This window comes from Aeromonas sp. 61P, assembly GCF_051919545.1.
In the GTDB taxonomy this organism is placed as follows: Bacteria; Pseudomonadota; Gammaproteobacteria; order Enterobacterales; family Aeromonadaceae; genus Aeromonas; species Aeromonas veronii.
The window spans coordinates 4,129,812-4,146,928 of the sequence record NZ_JBQBEL010000001.1 but is presented as its reverse complement, the minus strand read 5'-3'; the positions used below and the strand labels follow the sequence as shown (position 1 = coordinate 4,146,928).

Below are 17,117 nucleotides of genomic sequence, written 5' to 3'. Positions count from 1 at the left end.
TCAACCACTCGTCATTGAATCGGTCATTTGGCTTTGTCGTTGAGGTTGTCGTTGTTGTTGGTATGCAGGTATGGCAACCCAAGGCTTGATAAGCTCTTCGTTTACAACACTGTCACCAAAAAGTCCATTTAGAGTTTTCAGTACTTCGTTCTTTGTTGAGAGCCTATTCAGTGCTCGATTAAGTTCTTCGTGCAGAGTCTCTGCTTTCGAGATAATGCTCTGAACCGTATTATCATCCATCTTTTCCTTGGGAAACAACAAGCGACCTTCATCTGAGGCATCTGGACTTTCCACTCCATCCCTTAACTTGGTGGCCAACTGTTCTGTTACTTTTAACAAAAGTTCACCATGATCTTTTGTGTCAGGCATAGGTGTATTATCAAAGGTGTCAACGACGCATTTCATAAGAGCTATGGAGGATAATTCAGGAGATTTCCACTGCACATCTCGCCAAGCCTTCAGGTATCGACAGACCTGCCGCATAGGGTCACCATGTCGCGCTACTGCGCTCCTGAACCAACGCGCAACGATTTCTGGATCTGACTTAATCCACTTATCCTTTCCTCTGACAGCCAAGTAAACACAATTTTCATCAAGCTTTCGAGTGGCTGACTTACTGAGAACACTTTCATTCAGTGAATCCATCCCTGCGACAGAGTTCAATGCCACTTCTCGAGTTTCAAACTGATCTCTTGGGATTGCATACATGGGCACATCTACATGCACATTTCTATCTTCGATGACAATACGTCCACAAGTAGGCTTCTTTAATGCTTTCCAGTTGTAGTTTTCTTCTGCCAAAGATGCTAGCGATGCATCTACAAGTAGGAGAAGAAGCTCATGGCCGACTAACGGTTGCTCTTTGAACATATCCATAGGCATGTATGTACCATCATCAATGTCCATCTGTTGTGGCGGTTTATGATATGGCTTGTTCAGTGTTTTGTACTTGTAACTTCCTTGAACCCAAAATCTTGGCTCTGTATTCAAGAAGGCTCCGCGTGCGTCATCACTCATATCCAAGAGCAGTTTCACAACTCGCTGGACATCTGCATTGTCAAGATAGCGCAGGTTGGTTTTCCTAATTGCACTTTCTACGAGTTGGATATTCGTTGAGCTCCGAGAACGGCTGGCCAGCATTTTGACGACATCTTTTGCTTCTGTGAATACACCCTTTGTCCGAATTCTGATCGTGTCCTTAAGTTTCTCGAGAGAAGCCTTGTCGGTGCTGGTAGGCTCCAGTCTTTTCATGAGACCGTCATTGGTATTGGTAAGATATAGATGTGCTGACCATTTCATTCTGACGCTTCCTTACGGTCGGTGGGGTGAATGAAGGCTGGAGCCTCCGTGCTAAAGAAAGTCTCGATAAGTGCTTTTTTGCCAGTAGCTGTGGTTGCTACAGATTTTCCCCACGCGACAAGTGCTTTCAGTGACTCTTCGCTCGCATTGTCTAACGAGATGACTCGAGCCTGTTGATCAGGCACGGTTTCATCAAGCGAGAAATAGCAAGGGGGCATGCCTTCTCGATTTAGTGCCTTACCGGCCATGAACCCGTGCATTTTCTGCGAGGAGGACATGACTGTCTCAATGAGTGCCTTTCCACCGCCCCAAAGGCCAAAGTACCCAGGGAACCACCTAGAGATGTTATTGGGATTGATACAAAAATCGTTGGAGAGGGTTCCAATATTAAGAATTTTGATATCGTTTGCTGTTATACCCTTAAACTCCTCATCATCCAGATAATTCAGCGCTTCATGATAGGCGACGAATGATGGATTGTTTGCTAGTAAGCCTCCATCGGCAAAATACGCACTCTGCCACTCGATATAGTGAGGTAGGAAGTAGGTGGGGGCAGCAGATGTAGCCATGGCTACATCAACCAAGGTGAATTGATCATCTCGGGTGAACAGGGAGTTATGACAGGTTTTGATGAACAAAGGGCGACCTGTGCTCAGGTTGACCGTTGGGATGAGCAGGCGTCGTTTTAGCGATCTGACCGTCTTGCCGGTTCCCACGATCTCAGTCACTGCTTTTTCCAGGTTGTTAGCCTTATAGAGAGGGCTCAGCAACAGCTTACCTAGCTGGTATATGTTTCGAACACAATTGGGCACCCAACTCTGGCGAGGGAAAATATCTGGAGCTGCTTTGTGAAACTTGCCCTGCAAGTCTCTAGCTTTCTGACCATCAGCCAAAGCAATGGCAATTATTCCGCCGATGGAAGCCCCGGTGATCATGTCGAAGTAATTACCGATGGCCAAATCAGGATTGTTGTTGCGCTCAGCCAGAACCCGTTCTAGTTCCGCTAAAATGGTAATTGAGAAGAGACCACGCACCCCTCCACCGTTCAAAGACAGGATTTTGAATTGCTTGTTAGAGTCGTTCATGGAGCCTCCATTAGAACCGTACACAATATGCGGGGATTCTGTGCTCACTTCAATGGGGAGAGTAAAAAGAACACTGTAACGGCTACTCTACGGCGCTGTTGCCAAAATGAACTGTTCTGATAACAGCTAACCCTGCTCCAAGTTACTGTTACTCTTTGGTCTTTTCTCCACGGGTCACCTGCCTTGGTAGAACCACTCACTGTGCAGTATGAGCGGGCACAGGCCAACATATATCGGCGATGAATGAGGCTAGAAAAGCTTATGAAATGCGTATTGCACGTCATTCCAGATATGTAGTTATGTTGAAGCTCTGCGGGCTAGAGCTGCATCCTCATTACTTGCTCTGATAGTGTGCTGCATGTGTTATATTCAGCTCAAATGTTGAGCCGAATGATGGGATAGGTCGGCTCATTATTGAGACCCTAGCACGTTGGATGAGGAAATAATGGAACCATTTTGGATTTGGCAACAAGCCGACTGGCCCCATTTTCGTTGGCGGGATAGCGAGATATTGCCCAGATTACGGCAGGTGCAACGCAGGCAGGGAATTCTAATCGGTAGTCATTCCAGGTTGGGGAACCCCGACCAAACGTTGGACACGTTATTGGCTAACATCATCGCCTCGTCCGCTATCGAAGGCGAACGCCTCAATGCACAATCCGTGCGTTCATCCCTGGCTAGGCGGTTAGGGAGCCCACAAACTCAGTCCTATCCAGTATCAGAGCGCTCAGAGGGGCTCGCGGCCATGATGCTGGATGCCATCGACAACCATGAACAACCACTGACAATTGAACGACTTTACCAATGGCATCGTTGGCTGTTCCCCGCCAACGAATGGTCGGTGCAGCCAGTGAACGTAGGGCAGTTGCGAGGAGATGAGCCGATGCAGGTTGTCTCTGGGCGTGTTGATCGCCCCACCGTGCATTTTGAGGCACCGCCCAGAGCAACTCTGGACGATCAACTGGCCGAGTTCATCCCCTGGTTTAACCAGACTCGGCATGACCCCACGATGGATCCGCTTCTTCGTGCCGCAATCATCCATTTCTGGTTCGTGACCCTGCATCCCGTTGATGATGGCAATGGGCGGCTCACGCGGGCACTGACCGATCTCGCGCTGTCACAGGCTGACAGCCACAGCATCCGGCTGTATGCCATGTCAGTTGCCATTCTAGAGCTGCGGGGTGACTACTATCGAGCGCTTGAGTCAGCGCAGAGGGGCTCGCTAGATATTACCTCCTGGATCTGTTGGTTCCTCGACACACTGGATTACTCCATAGAGTTGGCATTACAGGTTATTGATCGTTCTCTTGCCAAAAAACATTTCTGGTTGCAGCACTGTCATGATGGTCTGAGTCCAGAGCAAACCAAGGTTATTAACCGTTTATTGGATGGCGGCCAACAAGGTTTTGAAAATGGCATCAACGCCAGCCAATATCAAAAAGTCACCGGAGTCAGCAAGGCGACGGCTACACGCCATCTGGCCGAATTGGTGGGTAGGGGGTGCATTGAGAAATTACCTGGTGGCGGACGCAATACACGCTATCAGATCCGCTTGCACACCGAGGGAGTTTGAAAAAGCATCGCCATGGGGCGTTAATTTCATCTGGTAGATGAAAGCTGCGATTGGTGTACAAATGACGCTATTTAGTTAAATGTTGACGCCATGATGTGTGCCGTCAGGCATATGAACGAATAGACTTAACCGACAGTCATGGCTCTCAACTAATCTTTTGAGTGATAACAAACTATCGAGAATATCGGGATCTATTGCAGGAACATCACCAGGCCCGAGATTTGAAAGCAGTTTGGTCACACTGAGACGTACCAGTTGCTCTTCGGCCAGAGCCTTGGCTCTCTGGACAACCTCGGGTGATTCGGATGAAATCATATCCTCCAATGTCCTCCCCATACGGTGCTCCTACTACAGATAGAATTAAAGGCCCACGCCGAGCTGGCATGGGCTCTCAGCACTAGATCAAAAACTCTTCCAATGCACGACCATTAGCCACTGCTTCTGCGATGGTCTTGGGCATGCGACCTTGGCCAGTCCAGGTTTTCTCCTGACCGTCTTCGGTGTATTTGTATTTTGCAGGACGAGGAGCGCGCTTGCTCTTTACTGTACCCTCTGCTTTTGCAGTGGTTGCAGTACCAACAAGCTCACTCGGATCTATGCCCGCTTGTTTCAGCAGCTCGGTAAACTCAGCCAGTTTTTGCAGGCGTTCAGCGGACTCTTCTCTCAATTTGCTCTCTTGCTGCTCACGCTCAGCAAAAATCTCTTCGAATTTTTCTCTGATTTCGACCAGCTGCTCGAAAGAGAGCTCGCGCAATGCAGCTCGCAGACTACGAATATTCATCAGTATTTTCAAAAAATCGTTCATTTTTATCCTCATGTATCACATTTTTATATCAGGAAAATTATCTCTCAATCCCAGCATCAGCTCCACTGTTTTTGGCACCAAGATGATTCGAAAAAGCATCATTTAAAAATCCTGAGCTAAATTGCGTTTGGATCTACTTATTGGCCTAGCTCCAATCTGCTATGAAAATATGTAGCTAAAAATTAAATCCAAGTGGTAGTGAGCGTTGAGACCACCTCACCAGATGAGCCGATGAAGGATCTTGTTCGGCTCACGAAATGAGCCGATAGGACAATATCATTGGCTCACAGAATGAGTCGATGATAAGAAATTTTAGATTTGCCCCTTGAGGATCCAGACACTTCGCCCCTCTTAACTTAAGAGGAAGTCTTGGATGACTAGGCCACTACACATCCATGTCTCCAGAAAGCAAAAAACCCCGCAACGAGGCAGGGTTTCAGCATTTTTTCAACTTCGCACTCAGGGTAGCGACTCTCCCTTGTTTCAACTTCGCACTTAGGGTAGCGAATCTCCCTGTGCCTTGATTCTATGAAAGGTGAAGCCGCTAGTCAACATTATTACTGGCATAACCAGCATTGAGCACTTATTTGATATGTTATTTTTGGATGCCTTTGCACTCAAATTTTGGAGGTGTTTTCCAACCTGTAACGCGCCCGCTGCGTTTGTTGACCCTTCGGTATTCATTCCCCAACAGGATTTCCCATTCAGAGCCGTTCTCCGATAGAACCTGAAAAGTAGTCCCCAGCTCAATGCCTAAACCTGGTTCAGTACAGACCAACTCGGTCATCAGCCCTCCTCAATGTAGGGGCATTTGGTTGTTAATTTTCCACTCAAAACGACAGTTTGGGGTAGGATAGCTCATGAGAGGTCGTGTTTGTACAATGAGGAGTGCTACATGATGCCCTATGCAACCTATCATCCTAGTAGTGACGCAGTTACTCCGAACCGTCTCCTAGAAGGTCTTGGTATTCCTCGTGACCCACTAGGAGCACATCTATGGATCGTGGCTGGCGTAGCTCCTGGCAGCATTCATCGACTGGCTGAATTGATGAGTGCAGACATAGGTTTGATATGCCGCTTAGTAAGCATTAGCCGCCACACTGTTGCTCGCAAGCTGAGGATTGGGGCTCCCCTATCAATCTCTCAGGGTGCCAGGGTATACGGCGTTGTGCAGGCCCTCGATGCGGCACTATCCCTCAACAAGAACGATACTGCCAAGGCGTTGTCATGGCTAAACAGACCAGCCTGGGGCCTCGGTGGCGTGGCTCCAGCCACATTGTTGACTACAGATATGGGAGTTCAGGCAGTTATCCATTTGGTGGGGCGGATTCAGCATGGGGTGTGCAACTAAATCGAGGGTTGTGGTAGGCGCCCCCCCACAGAATGCTTCAAAAACAACCAATCTCATCATTTTTTGAAATTTATTTCATTTACCCCACTTGAAAAATTCGGAAAACTGTCCATTTACTAATTATGAGAGCTATAAATTAATTTTTTCCATTTCAACATTCCGCTGCTGCGCAGCGAAGAGAAACCAGTTTTACTACCCCTATAAGCTATTTTTATTAAATAAAAGAAGTTTAAAGAGCACTGATAAATTAAAGTTCCTTAACTTGGCTTAAGACATCAATGCTCCATCACTCAGTAATAAATTAGATTCATATAAACAGAAAACAGAAAACAGAAAACAGAAAACAGAAAACAGAAAACAGAAAACAGAAAACAGAAAATATGAGTAAAGGAATAATAAGAGTATGGCTATATTCGCCCTGTAGGGCGGAAAATTAAAAAGATGTTTTTGCTAGACATGATAACCCTGCCTGTGCAGGCGCTTCTCTGTTATCATCAGCAGCCCATGAACAAATCGCATACTGGCGTGACTGTTACGCCGCCTTAACCCCTACCTCTGCGGCTCCTGCCGCCTTACTCTGGTTATCACAACCAGAGCGCTTTTTTACACCCATTAGATCCCAATACAACAATCTGATCCTGTCCGAACTCCATCTGACCCCCAAGTAGATGGATGCGTTGTGCTATGGATCCTAAACAAGCGAGAAAATCCCCCATGCTGGAACGTGCAAGACAAGAATGGTTCTCCAACATCCGTGGTGACCTTTTAGCCGGAATTGTGGTCGCCCTGGCGCTGATCCCAGAAGCCATCGCCTTCTCCATTATTGCTGGTGTAGACCCCAAAGTCGGCCTCTATGCCTCCTTCTGTATCGCAGTGGTCATCGCTTTTGTCGGCGGTCGTCCAGGCATGATCTCGGCAGCCACAGGCGCAATGGCGCTCCTGATGGTGACCCTGGTCAAAGAGCATGGCCTGCAATATCTGCTGGCAGCAACCCTGCTTACTGGGGTACTCCAGATCGCAGCGGGTTACCTGAAACTGGGCAGCCTGATGCGGTTTGTCTCCCGTTCCGTGGTCACCGGCTTCGTCAATGCGCTGGCGATCCTCATCTTTATGGCCCAGTTGCCTGAGCTCACCAACGTCACCTGGCAGGTCTATGCCATGACAGCAGCTGGTCTTGGCATCATCTATCTGTTCCCGCTTATTCCGGTGGTTGGCAAGCTAGTGCCTTCTCCGCTGCTCTGCATCGTCATCCTGACGGCAGTCGCCATCACCATGGGCATCGATATCCGTACTGTAGGCGATATGGGCGAGCTGCCCGATACTCTGCCCATCTTCCTGTGGCCCGAAGTGCCGCTCAATCTGGAGACGCTGGCGATCATCTTCCCATACTCCGCAGGTCTGGCTGTGGTCGGTCTGCTCGAATCCATGATGACGGCGGCCATTGTCGATGACCTGACGGATACCAGCAGCGACCGCAATCGCGAATGCAAGGGCCAGGGGATCGCCAATATTGGTGCGGGCCTGATGGGTGGCATGGCGGGCTGCGCCATGATTGGTCAGTCCATCATCAACATCAAATCCGGTGGTCGTGGCCGCCTCTCCACCTTTGTCGCTGGCACCCTGCTCATCCTGATGGTGGTCTTCATGGATGAGTGGATCCGCCAGATCCCCATGGCAGCCCTGGTAGCCGTGATGATCATGGTCTCTATCGGGACGTTTTCCTGGGAGTCGGTTCGTAATCTCAAGAAGCACCCGCTCTCCACTAATATCGTGATGATCGCAACAGTGGCAGTGGTCGTCGCTACCCATAACCTGGCGCTTGGGGTATTTGTCGGGGTACTGCTCGCCTCCCTGTTCTTTGCCAACAAGGTTGCCCGCTTCATGCTGGTCAAGAGTGACTGAATCGCCCCTGGATTTCTTGACTGATGATATGAGTTAATCTGTCACTCGAGCATCAAGGGGGTTGATTTAACCGAATGTGCCGCTGAATCTCATCACTTTTTGCGCGAGAAGCCCCGTCCTCGGGCCAGGGTATTGCACTTACTATCTGAAATCACGGTTGCCCTAGCCCATAATCAAAACGGCCGCTATATTCAGAAGAGTGATCTCGATTCTGATTCTATGTTGAGTTAGATCACAAAAAACCAGATAAAAACAACTAATTATCAATGGGTCTTATGTGATGAGAGTTACTACAGCCATGCTGTGTGTTTTAATAGTATTATTGCAGGTTGTTTATGCCGCGACTCCGGCTAATTTACGCCTTGAAACCAGTCTAGCACCTCCATACCAAACCGTTGAGGATGGCAACCTCAAAGGTTACGCAGTGGATACTGTAAAATGTGTTTTGGATAAGATAGGCGTTCAATATCAATTTAAGATAGTTCCCCCCAAGCGCGCAGAATTAGATTTAGTTATGGGGCGCTCCAGTGGTTTCTTCAGTTCTATAGATCAGCCTAATATTAATAAATACGCAAAACTCAGTGCGCCAATAGTTTTGGATAAGTGGTACTGGTTTAGTCTCTCGTCAATATCTAGGAAAACTCATGACGCATTAAATAAAAGTAAAATAGGCGTGCTAAGAGGAAGTAGCCAAGAAACATGGCTGTTAAGAAATAATATGCCCATATATCAATCAGTTAATAATTCAGATAGTTTATTAAAATTATTACAGAGGCGACGAATTGATTTATTTCTCGCAGATGAAAGTGTGGTTCGTGAATTAAATAAGTCTGATATAAGTTTAAACTTACTTCTTCATAAACGATTTGAAAAGTATGCACCCATGGGCGTGTATATAGCCAACCATGTCTTACTTGAACACCCGTCAATTATAGATATGTTTAATAGTAAAATATCAGAGTGCAACCAATCAAATCTATTCTTATCCGCCAGTGAACAAGAAACAATAGAAGTTGCTGTAAATAGAATGTATCGTTCACTTTTGAAAAGCCAGGAGTTAATCAATACACTGAAATTAGCAAACTTGAAAAATAAACACATAAAAATAGAAGCTATATTACAACGAGACCAGCTATGGCGTTCTATGGTAGAAAATAACTCATTCGCACCAAGCTGGATAACGAACATACTAAACTCAACCATTTCAAGGTCATTGAAGGGTTTGACAATTCAAACTCCATATATAACTGAAATCATGTTGACGGATGAGCGAGGTGTCTTAACTGCTGCGAGTAACCTAACATCTGATTACTGGCAAGGAGATGAAGAAAAGATCATCGAAACCCTAAAAATGGCCAATGAATACAGACACATCAATTCACTAGGGCGATTCGACCAGAGCAATAATCGGTTTAAAATGCCATCGATTGAGTTTGATGCATCTAGTAAGTTATTTTTATGTCGATTAAATTATCCTGTATGGTATAAAGGGCAAGTAATTGGAGTACTGTCATTTGGCATTAATGTAGAAAAAGCTCTAATTATGCTCTAATATTGTAATGTGAAACTAAATTTCATTTAGTCATAGGCATTATAAAGTCCATGTTCATTAAATATTTATTTGAAATGCATATGAGAAACGGCTACTCCATTTTTAAAATCCTAATCATGCCGTTGATACTCATATTTTATAGCTAGTATTTCTAGTCAAACGACTGAGGGCGAAATTTTAGAAATACATAGCTATGTGCTATGATATAGCCTCATCCGGCATGCAGGTTAAGAGGTTGATTTATAGTTTTTTGTGCATTCATGGTGTAGTATGAAGCTAACATGGCATTGAGAATGTAGTTATGGATAACATAGTTTCAATCGAAGAAATGCAAGCATTAAAAGTCTTGCTTATAGATGACCATTCTATATTGCGAGCAGGAGTCAAAACTACACTCTCAACAGATTGCTTTATGACCGTAATCGCGGAGGCTAGCAATGGTAAAGAAGGATTAGAGCTAGCAGTAGAATATGAACCAGATTTAATATTGCTTGACCTTAAAATGCCAGTACTTAATGGATTAGACACGCTAAAGAAAATTAGAGCAAAGAAAATAAAAAGCAAAGTTGTTATCTTCACAGAATCAGATTTGGAAATTGATGTTGTAGAAGCGTTTAGGTTCGGAGCCAATGGATATCTTTCAAAAGATATAGAACCGCTTGATTTAATCAGCTGCATTAAGAGTATATGTGCAGATACATCAGTTGAAAGCCCTCAGCTAAACAATAAAACGATGTCAAGTTTATTATCAGAAAGTGATATTGGTATTATTAAATCATTAAGTCATAGAGAAATTGATGTAGTAAAACTTCTTGCTGAAGGTCATTCAAACAAAGTCATTTCAAAATTATTATTTATTTCTCACGGGACGGTAAAAATACATGTGAGGAATATTCTAAGAAAACTAAATTTAAAATCTAGAGTTGCGGTTACTGTATGGGCACATAATCGAACTATTAAGTGATTATAATTTCAAAATGTACATGAATAGGAATTGTCTTGTTATTTCCATTATTGCATATTATTGTCACGCTAGTTAACTGCGCTCTTTAATCATGTGCTAACAGGGAGCTTATAATTCATAAATTGTGCTTACAACGATACATAGCCTCATCCGCCAAACGGAGCAACAAGTTTAGGTCGGGTGGTGTAGTTGCATCATAGCTAACAACACCTATAGAGCAAGATAGGGTATAGGCCTTGCTACAATGTTTATTGAACTCATCGAAGGCTTTAATTACTCTCCGATTAATAGAGTTAATATTGTCAATGTTAGTTTCTGGGAGTAAAACCACATATTCATCACCACCTAATCGAGCACAGATATCCGCATTTCTAAATATAATATTTATTAAGCGAGCTGCTTGACACAATGCATCGTCTCCGACATCATGACCATATATATCATTTATAGATTTGAATTTATTCAAATCTATAAATAAAAGTGAAAGGGGCCGCTTTGTTCTAAATGCATGTTGCAAGCACTGTTCAGCCTGAAGAATAAAACCTCGCCTATTAGTTAGCCCAGTCAATTCATCTATCGTTGCCATTTGGACTGCGCGCAACTCGCTTTCAACAGTTAATGCCAAGTCTGAGAGTAAAGATCTATCTTTATCTCCAAAAACTTTGGGCTTACTATCTATGATACACAATGAACCGATATGCAACCCATCGGTTATTACTAATGAGTGCCCAGCATAAAATCTAATGTATGGCTCACCTATAACCATTGGATTATTATAGTAACACGGGTGTTTAGTAGCATCTTCAATAACAATCATGCGTTCTTTGAGAAAACCATGTTTACAAAAAGAAAAATTAGGGAGGGGTTCATGGATGTTTAGACCATAACAAGGCTTGGCCCACTCACGTTCATTGTCTTCGAATGAGATTAGGGCTATCGGCACATCAAAAATATTGCGAGCCATTCTAGTTATACGAATGAAACGCTCTTCTGTTGGAGAATCAAGCGCTTGAAGATGGCGTAACGCATCTAAGCGAGGGAGGTGAGTTTTAGAGGTTTGATGAAGAGTGTGCATCCTTGCTATCTTTTCTCATATTTGTTCGAAGCAGTAGTACTATGCCAGTCTTTTGAGTACAAAAAAATAGATTATTGTATGACATATGTCTAATTTAAGTGGATTACTCTGCCCTCTAAATAAAGATGCTGAACGTTACACGAAGTTAGCGCCTGTACGAGTGTGAAAAATTGGTGCTTATCCAAGCCAAAGCTAATGAAAAAAGTGAGAATAGGGGAGATCTCAGTCTCCCCCTGATGACCCCTTACTGAGTTATGTTAAAGCCGTAGCAGCGCTTGAGCTCCTCGAAGTCGTAGTAGTGGCTGCCGCTTTGGTAGGGCTGGCAGCCGGTTTTAAAGGCGATCTCTTTTTCGTTGTAGAGCATCTTGACCAGCACCTGCCGCTGTCTGTTCTGATAGATATCCCACTGAATATTGGCGGTATAGGGGGAGACCCAGCCGCCGCGCCACTCGTTGTTCTGCTGGCTGAACAGCTGATCCGGGCTGGCCCCCTGACGGCTACCTTCCAGTTTCATCAGGGCGGCGAGGGGGATAATGGCTTCGGCGTGGGCAAAGCGCAGGGTGGCCCGTCGACTCTGCTCGCCTTCCACCACCTGACGTTGCACCTCGCCAAACAGGCCGTCGAGCAGCGGCTGGGCAATGGCGTAGGGGGCGCTCTGGTTGGCAAAGCTCGGCCCCTTTTCGTAGAAATCTTCCGCATCGGAGAGGTAGGAGAACCAGGCCGACTCCTCCGGAGTGAGGAACTGCTCCAGCGCCCAGGGTTCGCTGCCCTGTGCCTGCGCTTCGCGGATCATGCCGGGGCCGATGATAAAGAGGTTGTAGAGCATCAGGGCGGCATCCACTTCGTCGCGCACATAGGTCATGCCGCCATCCTCCGGGTTGACGGCGACAAACTCGACACCGCCCGCCAGATAGTCGACAAAGTCCTTACTGTAGATACGCTCCAGCATGCTGCGGGCCATCTCTTTGGTCTTGCTCAGGTTCTTAAGCTGATCCAGCGCCTTGGCCAGCTCGGGGGCCGGGGCTATCCCGGCATCCTCGTCGCCGATAAAGCGCTGGTAGCTCTCATAGGCGGGCAGGTAGTGGGCGTAATCCCCCTCGGGCGTAGTCTTGTGGAAGTAGAGCTCGAACTTGTTGACCAGCTTTTTGTCGATCTTCGAGGGGTCATCCTGCGTGAGGTAACACTGCGCCGAGTCGCTGACATAGTTCACGTCGCGCTTGAGGCTCTCCATAAAGTAGAAGGCGCTTTCGTTGGCCCTGTCCTTGCCCGAGGTGACCACCTTGATGCAGTGGGGCTCGCTGCTGTTGAGCAGGGTCGGTAGCCGCACCGCCAGTCGGGTAGCGAGATTGGCGTGCTCCTCCTTGCCCAGCGCCGAGAGTAGGCCATAGCCCAGTTTCTGGTTGGCGGCCGTCACCAGATCGACCTTGCCTCCCAACCCCAGCCCGAGGGTGGTGAGCGCCCCCTGACGCTGCGCCTCTTCCCATACCAGCTTGGTCAGCACGTCATATTTCGGGCTGGAAAGTGAACGTGAGCCGTGGCGCGCCACCATCTCGGTAAAGACCGGGCTGAACCCTTGAGGTGCTGGCTCGTAGCTCTCTGCCTGCTGCTGCGGGCTGTAGACCGCTTTGGTGCTGTATTGGTAGGCTGTTTTGCCTTGGCTGTCGGCAGACGATTCGTTCTCTGACTGGCAGCCGCCAAGCAAGACCAGCGAGACGGCCAAAGCAACATAAGAAGAGCGCGGGAAAGTCATGATAATCCTTATCTATCGTTATGAAAAAATAAGTGAAATATCATAGGAGCCATTAATGACAGTTAGATGTCACTTTGGTGAGGCGGATATTTTTTAATTGTTCAGTGCTAAAGAGTGAGGGAGGCATGATGCCTCCCTCTTGTTATTGCTTGCCGGTCAGGGCTAGAGCCTAGTGAACCCTTTAATTGTAGAAATGTTCTTCGATATTCTGAATTTTGAACATCTAGTCACACAAACGAATACTTAATTTACTGGCATTGGTGTCTGGCGGTCCTCTTTATTGATACTCATATGCGAAACATGCCGACCTGATTACTCAGTTCACCCGAAATGTTTTTAAGTTGTTCAGAGAGATGGCGCGAACTGTCTGCATCCACTGCCAGTTCGTCCGAGACATCTTTGACCGCCTGAATGTTGCGGCTTACCTCGTCGGTGACGGCCCGTTGCTCTTCGGCTGCGCTGGAGATCTGGGTCGCCATATCGGAGATCTGGTTGATCGAAGTGGTGATCTGCTCCAGCGCATGGGTGGCGTTGTTGGCGTCATCCACGCTGTTCTGGGCCAGTTGCTGGCCTTCATGCATGGTGCTGACCGCTCCCTGGGTATTGCGTTGCAGGGTTTCGATCATGCTGCGGATCTCGACAGTCGAGCTGTGGGTACGTTGTGACAAAACGCGCACCTCGTCGGCCACTACCGCAAAGCCACGGCCCTGTTCACCGGCCCGCGCCGCTTCGATGGCGGCGTTGAGCGCCAGCAGGTTGGTCTGCTCGGCGATGCCCTGAATGGTGGAGAGGATGGTGTTGATCTCCTGAGCGTTTTTCTCCAGTTCCTGAATGATGTTGGAGGCCTGTTCCACCTGGGTGGCCAGATCGGTGATGGAGCGCTGGTTGCGGGCGATCACCTGTTTGCCATGCTCGCAACTGCTGGAGGAGCTGCGGGCCGCTTCGGCAGTTTGCTCGGCGTTGCTGGCAACATCGACCGCAGTTGCCGACATCTCATGGACCGCAGTGGCGATCTGAGTGATCTCGTTTTGCTGGCGAGCCAGCCCCTCATTGGCCTTCTCCGCCATGCTGTGGGAGGACTTGGCCTGCTGGTTGAGTTGGCCGGAGGAGTTGGAAATGTCCTGCACCATCGCATGGAGCCGCTCAATGAAGGTATTGACGTGTTTGGCAACCGCGCCCACCTCATCTTCACGCTCGATCTTGAGGCGGCGGGTCAAATCGCCGTTGCCACGGGAGAGATCGGCAATTGCCTCGCCCAGGGTTTTCAGAGGCGCTAGCGAGCTGTTGATGGCGACATAGGAGAAGCCAGCCACGATCAATATGGTGATGAGCCCCTGAATAAGTGAGGAGGTGACCATGCGGCGTACCGACTGGTAAGCGGTTTCGTCATCCACCATCATGCCGTAATACCAATTGGTGTTGGGGATCGCGTTAAAGTCAAAGACCTCTTTCTTACCGCTGATCACCAGCTCGTTGATCGTACCGTCATGAGCGATCTGATTGATGTAAGACGCGGTCAACTCGGGGGCTAGCGTTGTGGCGGGTTTCAGACTCAGGGAGGCATCGGGGTGGGCGATGATGGTGCCGTTGCTGTCGACCAGAATGGCGTAAGTCCCCTCGGTAGTGACCGTCAGAATGTCCGAGATAAGGGCGCTGATAGAGACATCTCCGGCGATAACCCCCTGGGTGTTGCCACGCTGGAATGGCTCGGCGATGGTGACGATCAAACTGCCGTTAGAGACATCGGCGTAGGGCGCAGTGATGACCAGTTTACCGGCGGCAACTGCATCCTTGTACCAGGTGCGTTGACGGGGGTCATAATCGGCTGGCAGGCCGGAGGGGGTACTCTCGAGCATCTTGCCGTCAGCAGTACCGGCATAGACCCCCTCAAAGCCACCGGCATTCATGGCTTGGGCCAGATGGCTGATGGGTTCATCTTCTTTGGTGAATGCTTCCTTGGTGGTACTGACCATGCTGATGCGGGCATCGACCCAGTTGGAGATACCCTTGACGTTGGCCATGGAGCTTTCGTCAATGATGCTCCAGACCAGTCTCTGGGTTTCAGTGCGCAGTTGTGAGGTGTTGTACCAGACTTGCAGGCCGGTGATCACCAGGATGATGATCCCGATAGCCAAGACCAGCTTGTTTTTAATGGATAAGTTCATAGTGACATCCCTGTGAGCGTTAGTCTGAGTGTAGGAAAAAATTTAATTATTGTGGAATTTTAGTGGGTTATTGACTAAATCCGAAATTTTCAGCGAATCCGGGGAGCTGATCCTCTGACTCAACCAACCTAGAGAGTCAGATGGGCAAGTCCCAACAGGAGATCCCCTGTCAGGCGACAAGTGAACTGAGCGGAGCTGTACAGATCTAGTTATCACCTGACACCGGCCTCAAACCGGTGTCTTGTTTACGCTACTTTAGGGAAGGTGCGAATAAGCGGGGAAATTCTTCTCGGCTGACTCAGTCATTTCATTTTTTCAGTTTGAGCCGATCTTTTCTCCCGTAAATGCCTTGAATCAGCCTATTTAGACCGTTTCTTCGCCATTTAAGGCGTTATTCCCAGTTTTTAGTGAGATCTCTCCCACTGACGTATCATTTGGTCCGCCCGAAACAGGTTGGCCAGCGTGAATAACATCGCCAGTTGGTTATCGTTTTTCAGCAACCCCTTGTATCTGGCTTTCACGAAGCCGAACTGTCGCTTGATGATGCGAAACGGGTGCTCCACCTTGGCCCGGATGCTGGCTTTCATGTATTCGATGTTGATGGCCGTTTTGTTCTTGCGTGGATGCTGTTTCAAGGTTCTTACCTTGCCGGGGCGCTCGGCGATCAGCCAGTCCACATCCTCGCGCTGTGGCGCCCCTTGGTAGCCGGCATCGGCTGAGACAAATTGCTCCTCTCCATGCAGCAGATTACCCAGCTGATTGAGGTCATGCTCGTTGGCCGCGGTGGTGACTAGGCTGTGGGTCAGGCCACTCTTGGCGTCGACACCAATGTGGGCCTTCATGCCAAAGTGTCACTGATTGCCTTTCTTGGTCTGATGCATCTCCGGATCGCGTTGCTGCTCTTTGTTCTTGGTCGAGCTGGGAGCCTCAATGATGGTGGCATCGACCAAGGTGCCTTGAGTCATCATGACGCCTGCTTCGGCCAGCCAGCGATTGATGGTCTTGAACAATTGGCGGGCCAGTTGATGCTGCTCCAGCAGGTGGCGGAAATTCATGATGGTGGTGCGGTCCGGCAAGGCGCTATCCAGGGATAACCGGGCAAACAGACGCATGGAGGCGATTTCGTACAGAGCATCTTCCATCGCGCCATCGCTCAGGTTGTACCAATGCTGCATGCAGTGAATGCGTAGCATGGTTTCCAGCGGATAAGGTCGCCGGCCATTACCAGCCTTGGGGTAAAACGGCTCGATGACTTCCACCATGTTTTGCCATGGCAGAATCTGCTCCATGCGGGACAAGAAAATCTCTTTTCTGGTCTGACGGCGCTTACTGCTGAATTCACTGTCGGCGAAGGTAAGTTGATGACTCATGATGAACCCTGTTCCATGGCTCCAGATGACATGCATGATCTCATATCAGGGACTTGTTCGCACCTTCCTTAAGTGCGGTGATACTGAATTTAAGACATGGAATTAGTCTAGAAATGCAAGCTATAGAAAATTAGTATCTATAAGCAGCTTTCCAATAAGTATACATATCTACTTATATCATATTAGATGTTACAGTCCGCATGAAGCTAAAAAACCACCTAAAAGA

General features: G+C 47.9%; 11 protein-coding genes and 3 pseudogenes. 6 read left to right on the top strand and 8 right to left on the bottom strand.

Annotated features, from left to right (window positions below; genetic code table 11):
• Entirely contained in the window at window positions 1-1,299 is a 1,299-nt protein-coding gene (locus ACTG2O_RS19300; protein ID WP_042024857.1) for a CBASS cGAMP synthase, read from the bottom strand.
• Window positions 1,296-2,384, bottom strand: a complete 1,089-nt coding sequence (locus tag ACTG2O_RS19295; protein WP_042024858.1) for a CBASS cGAMP-activated phospholipase — start codon at window positions 2,382-2,384, stop codon at window positions 1,296-1,298. Before ACTG2O_RS19295 ends, ACTG2O_RS19300 begins: the two co-directional genes overlap by 4 nt.
• Before the next feature lie 445 nt (window positions 2,385-2,829).
• On the opposite strand from ACTG2O_RS19295, the pseudogene ACTG2O_RS19290 reads away from it, so the two are divergent.
• Both ACTG2O_RS19290 and ACTG2O_RS19285 read left to right on the top strand, forming a co-directional pair.
• Window positions 2,830-3,063: pseudogene (locus tag ACTG2O_RS19290) on the top strand (DUF4172 domain-containing protein); the annotation flags it as partial.
• A 66-nt stretch (window positions 3,064-3,129) separates the two neighbouring features.
• Window positions 3,130-3,957: a Fic family protein gene (locus ACTG2O_RS19285; protein WP_224212420.1), complete on the top strand. Its 828-nt coding sequence runs from the start codon at window positions 3,130-3,132 to the stop codon at window positions 3,955-3,957.
• Window positions 3,958-4,354: 397 nt separating this feature from the next.
• Here the strand turns inward: ACTG2O_RS19285 and ACTG2O_RS19280 are convergent, their stop codons facing one another.
• Window positions 4,355-4,762: an H-NS family histone-like protein gene (locus ACTG2O_RS19280; RefSeq protein WP_042024860.1), complete on the bottom strand. Its 408-nt coding sequence runs from the start codon at window positions 4,760-4,762 to the stop codon at window positions 4,355-4,357.
• A gap of 595 nt (window positions 4,763-5,357) precedes the next feature.
• A complete protein-coding gene (locus ACTG2O_RS19275; protein WP_042083548.1) occupies window positions 5,358-5,549 on the bottom strand; it encodes a hypothetical protein in 192 nt (63 codons plus the stop codon).
• Window positions 5,550-5,657: 108 nt separating this feature from the next.
• Here ACTG2O_RS19275 and ACTG2O_RS19270 point away from each other — a divergent pair, with 108 nt between their 5' ends.
• The 4 genes and pseudogenes from ACTG2O_RS19270 to ACTG2O_RS19255 all read left to right on the top strand — a co-directional run bounded on the left by ACTG2O_RS19270 (window position 5,658) and on the right by ACTG2O_RS19255 (window position 10,531).
• On the top strand, window positions 5,658-6,113 hold the full coding sequence (locus tag ACTG2O_RS19270) for an antitoxin Xre/MbcA/ParS toxin-binding domain-containing protein (protein WP_308218861.1): 456 nt from the start codon (window positions 5,658-5,660) through the stop codon (window positions 6,111-6,113).
• Between the two features lie 714 nt (window positions 6,114-6,827).
• Window positions 6,828-8,012 (top strand): annotated as a pseudogene (locus ACTG2O_RS19265) (SulP family inorganic anion transporter); the annotation flags it as partial.
• Window positions 8,013-8,295: 283 nt separating this feature from the next.
• Window positions 8,296-9,567: a substrate-binding periplasmic protein gene (locus ACTG2O_RS19260; RefSeq protein ID WP_080768677.1), complete on the top strand. Its 1,272-nt coding sequence runs from the start codon at window positions 8,296-8,298 to the stop codon at window positions 9,565-9,567.
• A 301-nt stretch (window positions 9,568-9,868) separates the two neighbouring features.
• The gene (locus tag ACTG2O_RS19255; protein WP_080768678.1) at window positions 9,869-10,531 is read left to right on the top strand and encodes a response regulator; all 663 of its coding nucleotides are present in this window, start codon (window positions 9,869-9,871) and stop codon (window positions 10,529-10,531) included.
• Window positions 10,532-10,646: 115 nt separating this feature from the next.
• Here ACTG2O_RS19255 and ACTG2O_RS19250 read toward each other — a convergent pair whose 3' ends face one another.
• The 4 genes and pseudogenes from ACTG2O_RS19250 to ACTG2O_RS19235 all read right to left on the bottom strand — a co-directional run bounded on the left by ACTG2O_RS19250 (window position 10,647) and on the right by ACTG2O_RS19235 (window position 16,891).
• Window positions 10,647-11,606, bottom strand: coding sequence for a sensor domain-containing diguanylate cyclase (locus tag ACTG2O_RS19250; protein ID WP_080768679.1), 960 nt, complete (start codon window positions 11,604-11,606; stop codon window positions 10,647-10,649).
• Window positions 11,607-11,850: 244 nt separating this feature from the next.
• The gene (locus ACTG2O_RS19245; RefSeq protein ID WP_042083550.1) at window positions 11,851-13,356 is read right to left on the bottom strand and encodes a histidine-type phosphatase; all 1,506 of its coding nucleotides are present in this window, start codon (window positions 13,354-13,356) and stop codon (window positions 11,851-11,853) included.
• A gap of 287 nt (window positions 13,357-13,643) precedes the next feature.
• Window positions 13,644-15,521, bottom strand: a complete 1,878-nt coding sequence (locus tag ACTG2O_RS19240; protein ID WP_042083552.1) for a methyl-accepting chemotaxis protein — start codon at window positions 15,519-15,521, stop codon at window positions 13,644-13,646.
• A gap of 404 nt (window positions 15,522-15,925) precedes the next feature.
• Window positions 15,926-16,891: pseudogene (locus ACTG2O_RS19235) on the bottom strand (IS5 family transposase).
• Window positions 16,892-17,117 lie beyond the last annotated feature (226 nt).

Bases quoted from the DNA above. Each gene is read 5' to 3' on its own strand.
- ACTG2O_RS19280 (WP_042024860.1), bottom strand. From the start codon at position 4,762: ATGAACGATTTTTTGAAAATACTGATGAATATTCGTAGTCTGCGAGCT.
- ACTG2O_RS19260 (WP_080768677.1), top strand. From the start codon at position 8,296: ATGAGAGTTACTACAGCCATGCTGTGTGTTTTAATAGTATTATTGCAG.
- ACTG2O_RS19300 (WP_042024857.1), bottom strand. From the start codon at position 1,299: ATGAAATGGTCAGCACATCTATATCTTACCAATACCAATGACGGTCTC.
- ACTG2O_RS19295 (WP_042024858.1), bottom strand. From the start codon at position 2,384: ATGAACGACTCTAACAAGCAATTCAAAATCCTGTCTTTGAACGGTGGA.
- ACTG2O_RS19270 (WP_308218861.1), top strand. From the start codon at position 5,658: ATGATGCCCTATGCAACCTATCATCCTAGTAGTGACGCAGTTACTCCG.
- ACTG2O_RS19255 (WP_080768678.1), top strand. From the start codon at position 9,869: ATGGATAACATAGTTTCAATCGAAGAAATGCAAGCATTAAAAGTCTTG.
- ACTG2O_RS19250 (WP_080768679.1), bottom strand. From the start codon at position 11,606: ATGCACACTCTTCATCAAACCTCTAAAACTCACCTCCCTCGCTTAGAT.
- ACTG2O_RS19245 (WP_042083550.1), bottom strand. From the start codon at position 13,356: ATGACTTTCCCGCGCTCTTCTTATGTTGCTTTGGCCGTCTCGCTGGTC.
- ACTG2O_RS19240 (WP_042083552.1), bottom strand. From the start codon at position 15,521: ATGAACTTATCCATTAAAAACAAGCTGGTCTTGGCTATCGGGATCATC.
- ACTG2O_RS19285 (WP_224212420.1), top strand. From the start codon at position 3,130: ATGATGCTGGATGCCATCGACAACCATGAACAACCACTGACAATTGAA.
- ACTG2O_RS19275 (WP_042083548.1), bottom strand. From the start codon at position 5,549: ATGACCGAGTTGGTCTGTACTGAACCAGGTTTAGGCATTGAGCTGGGG.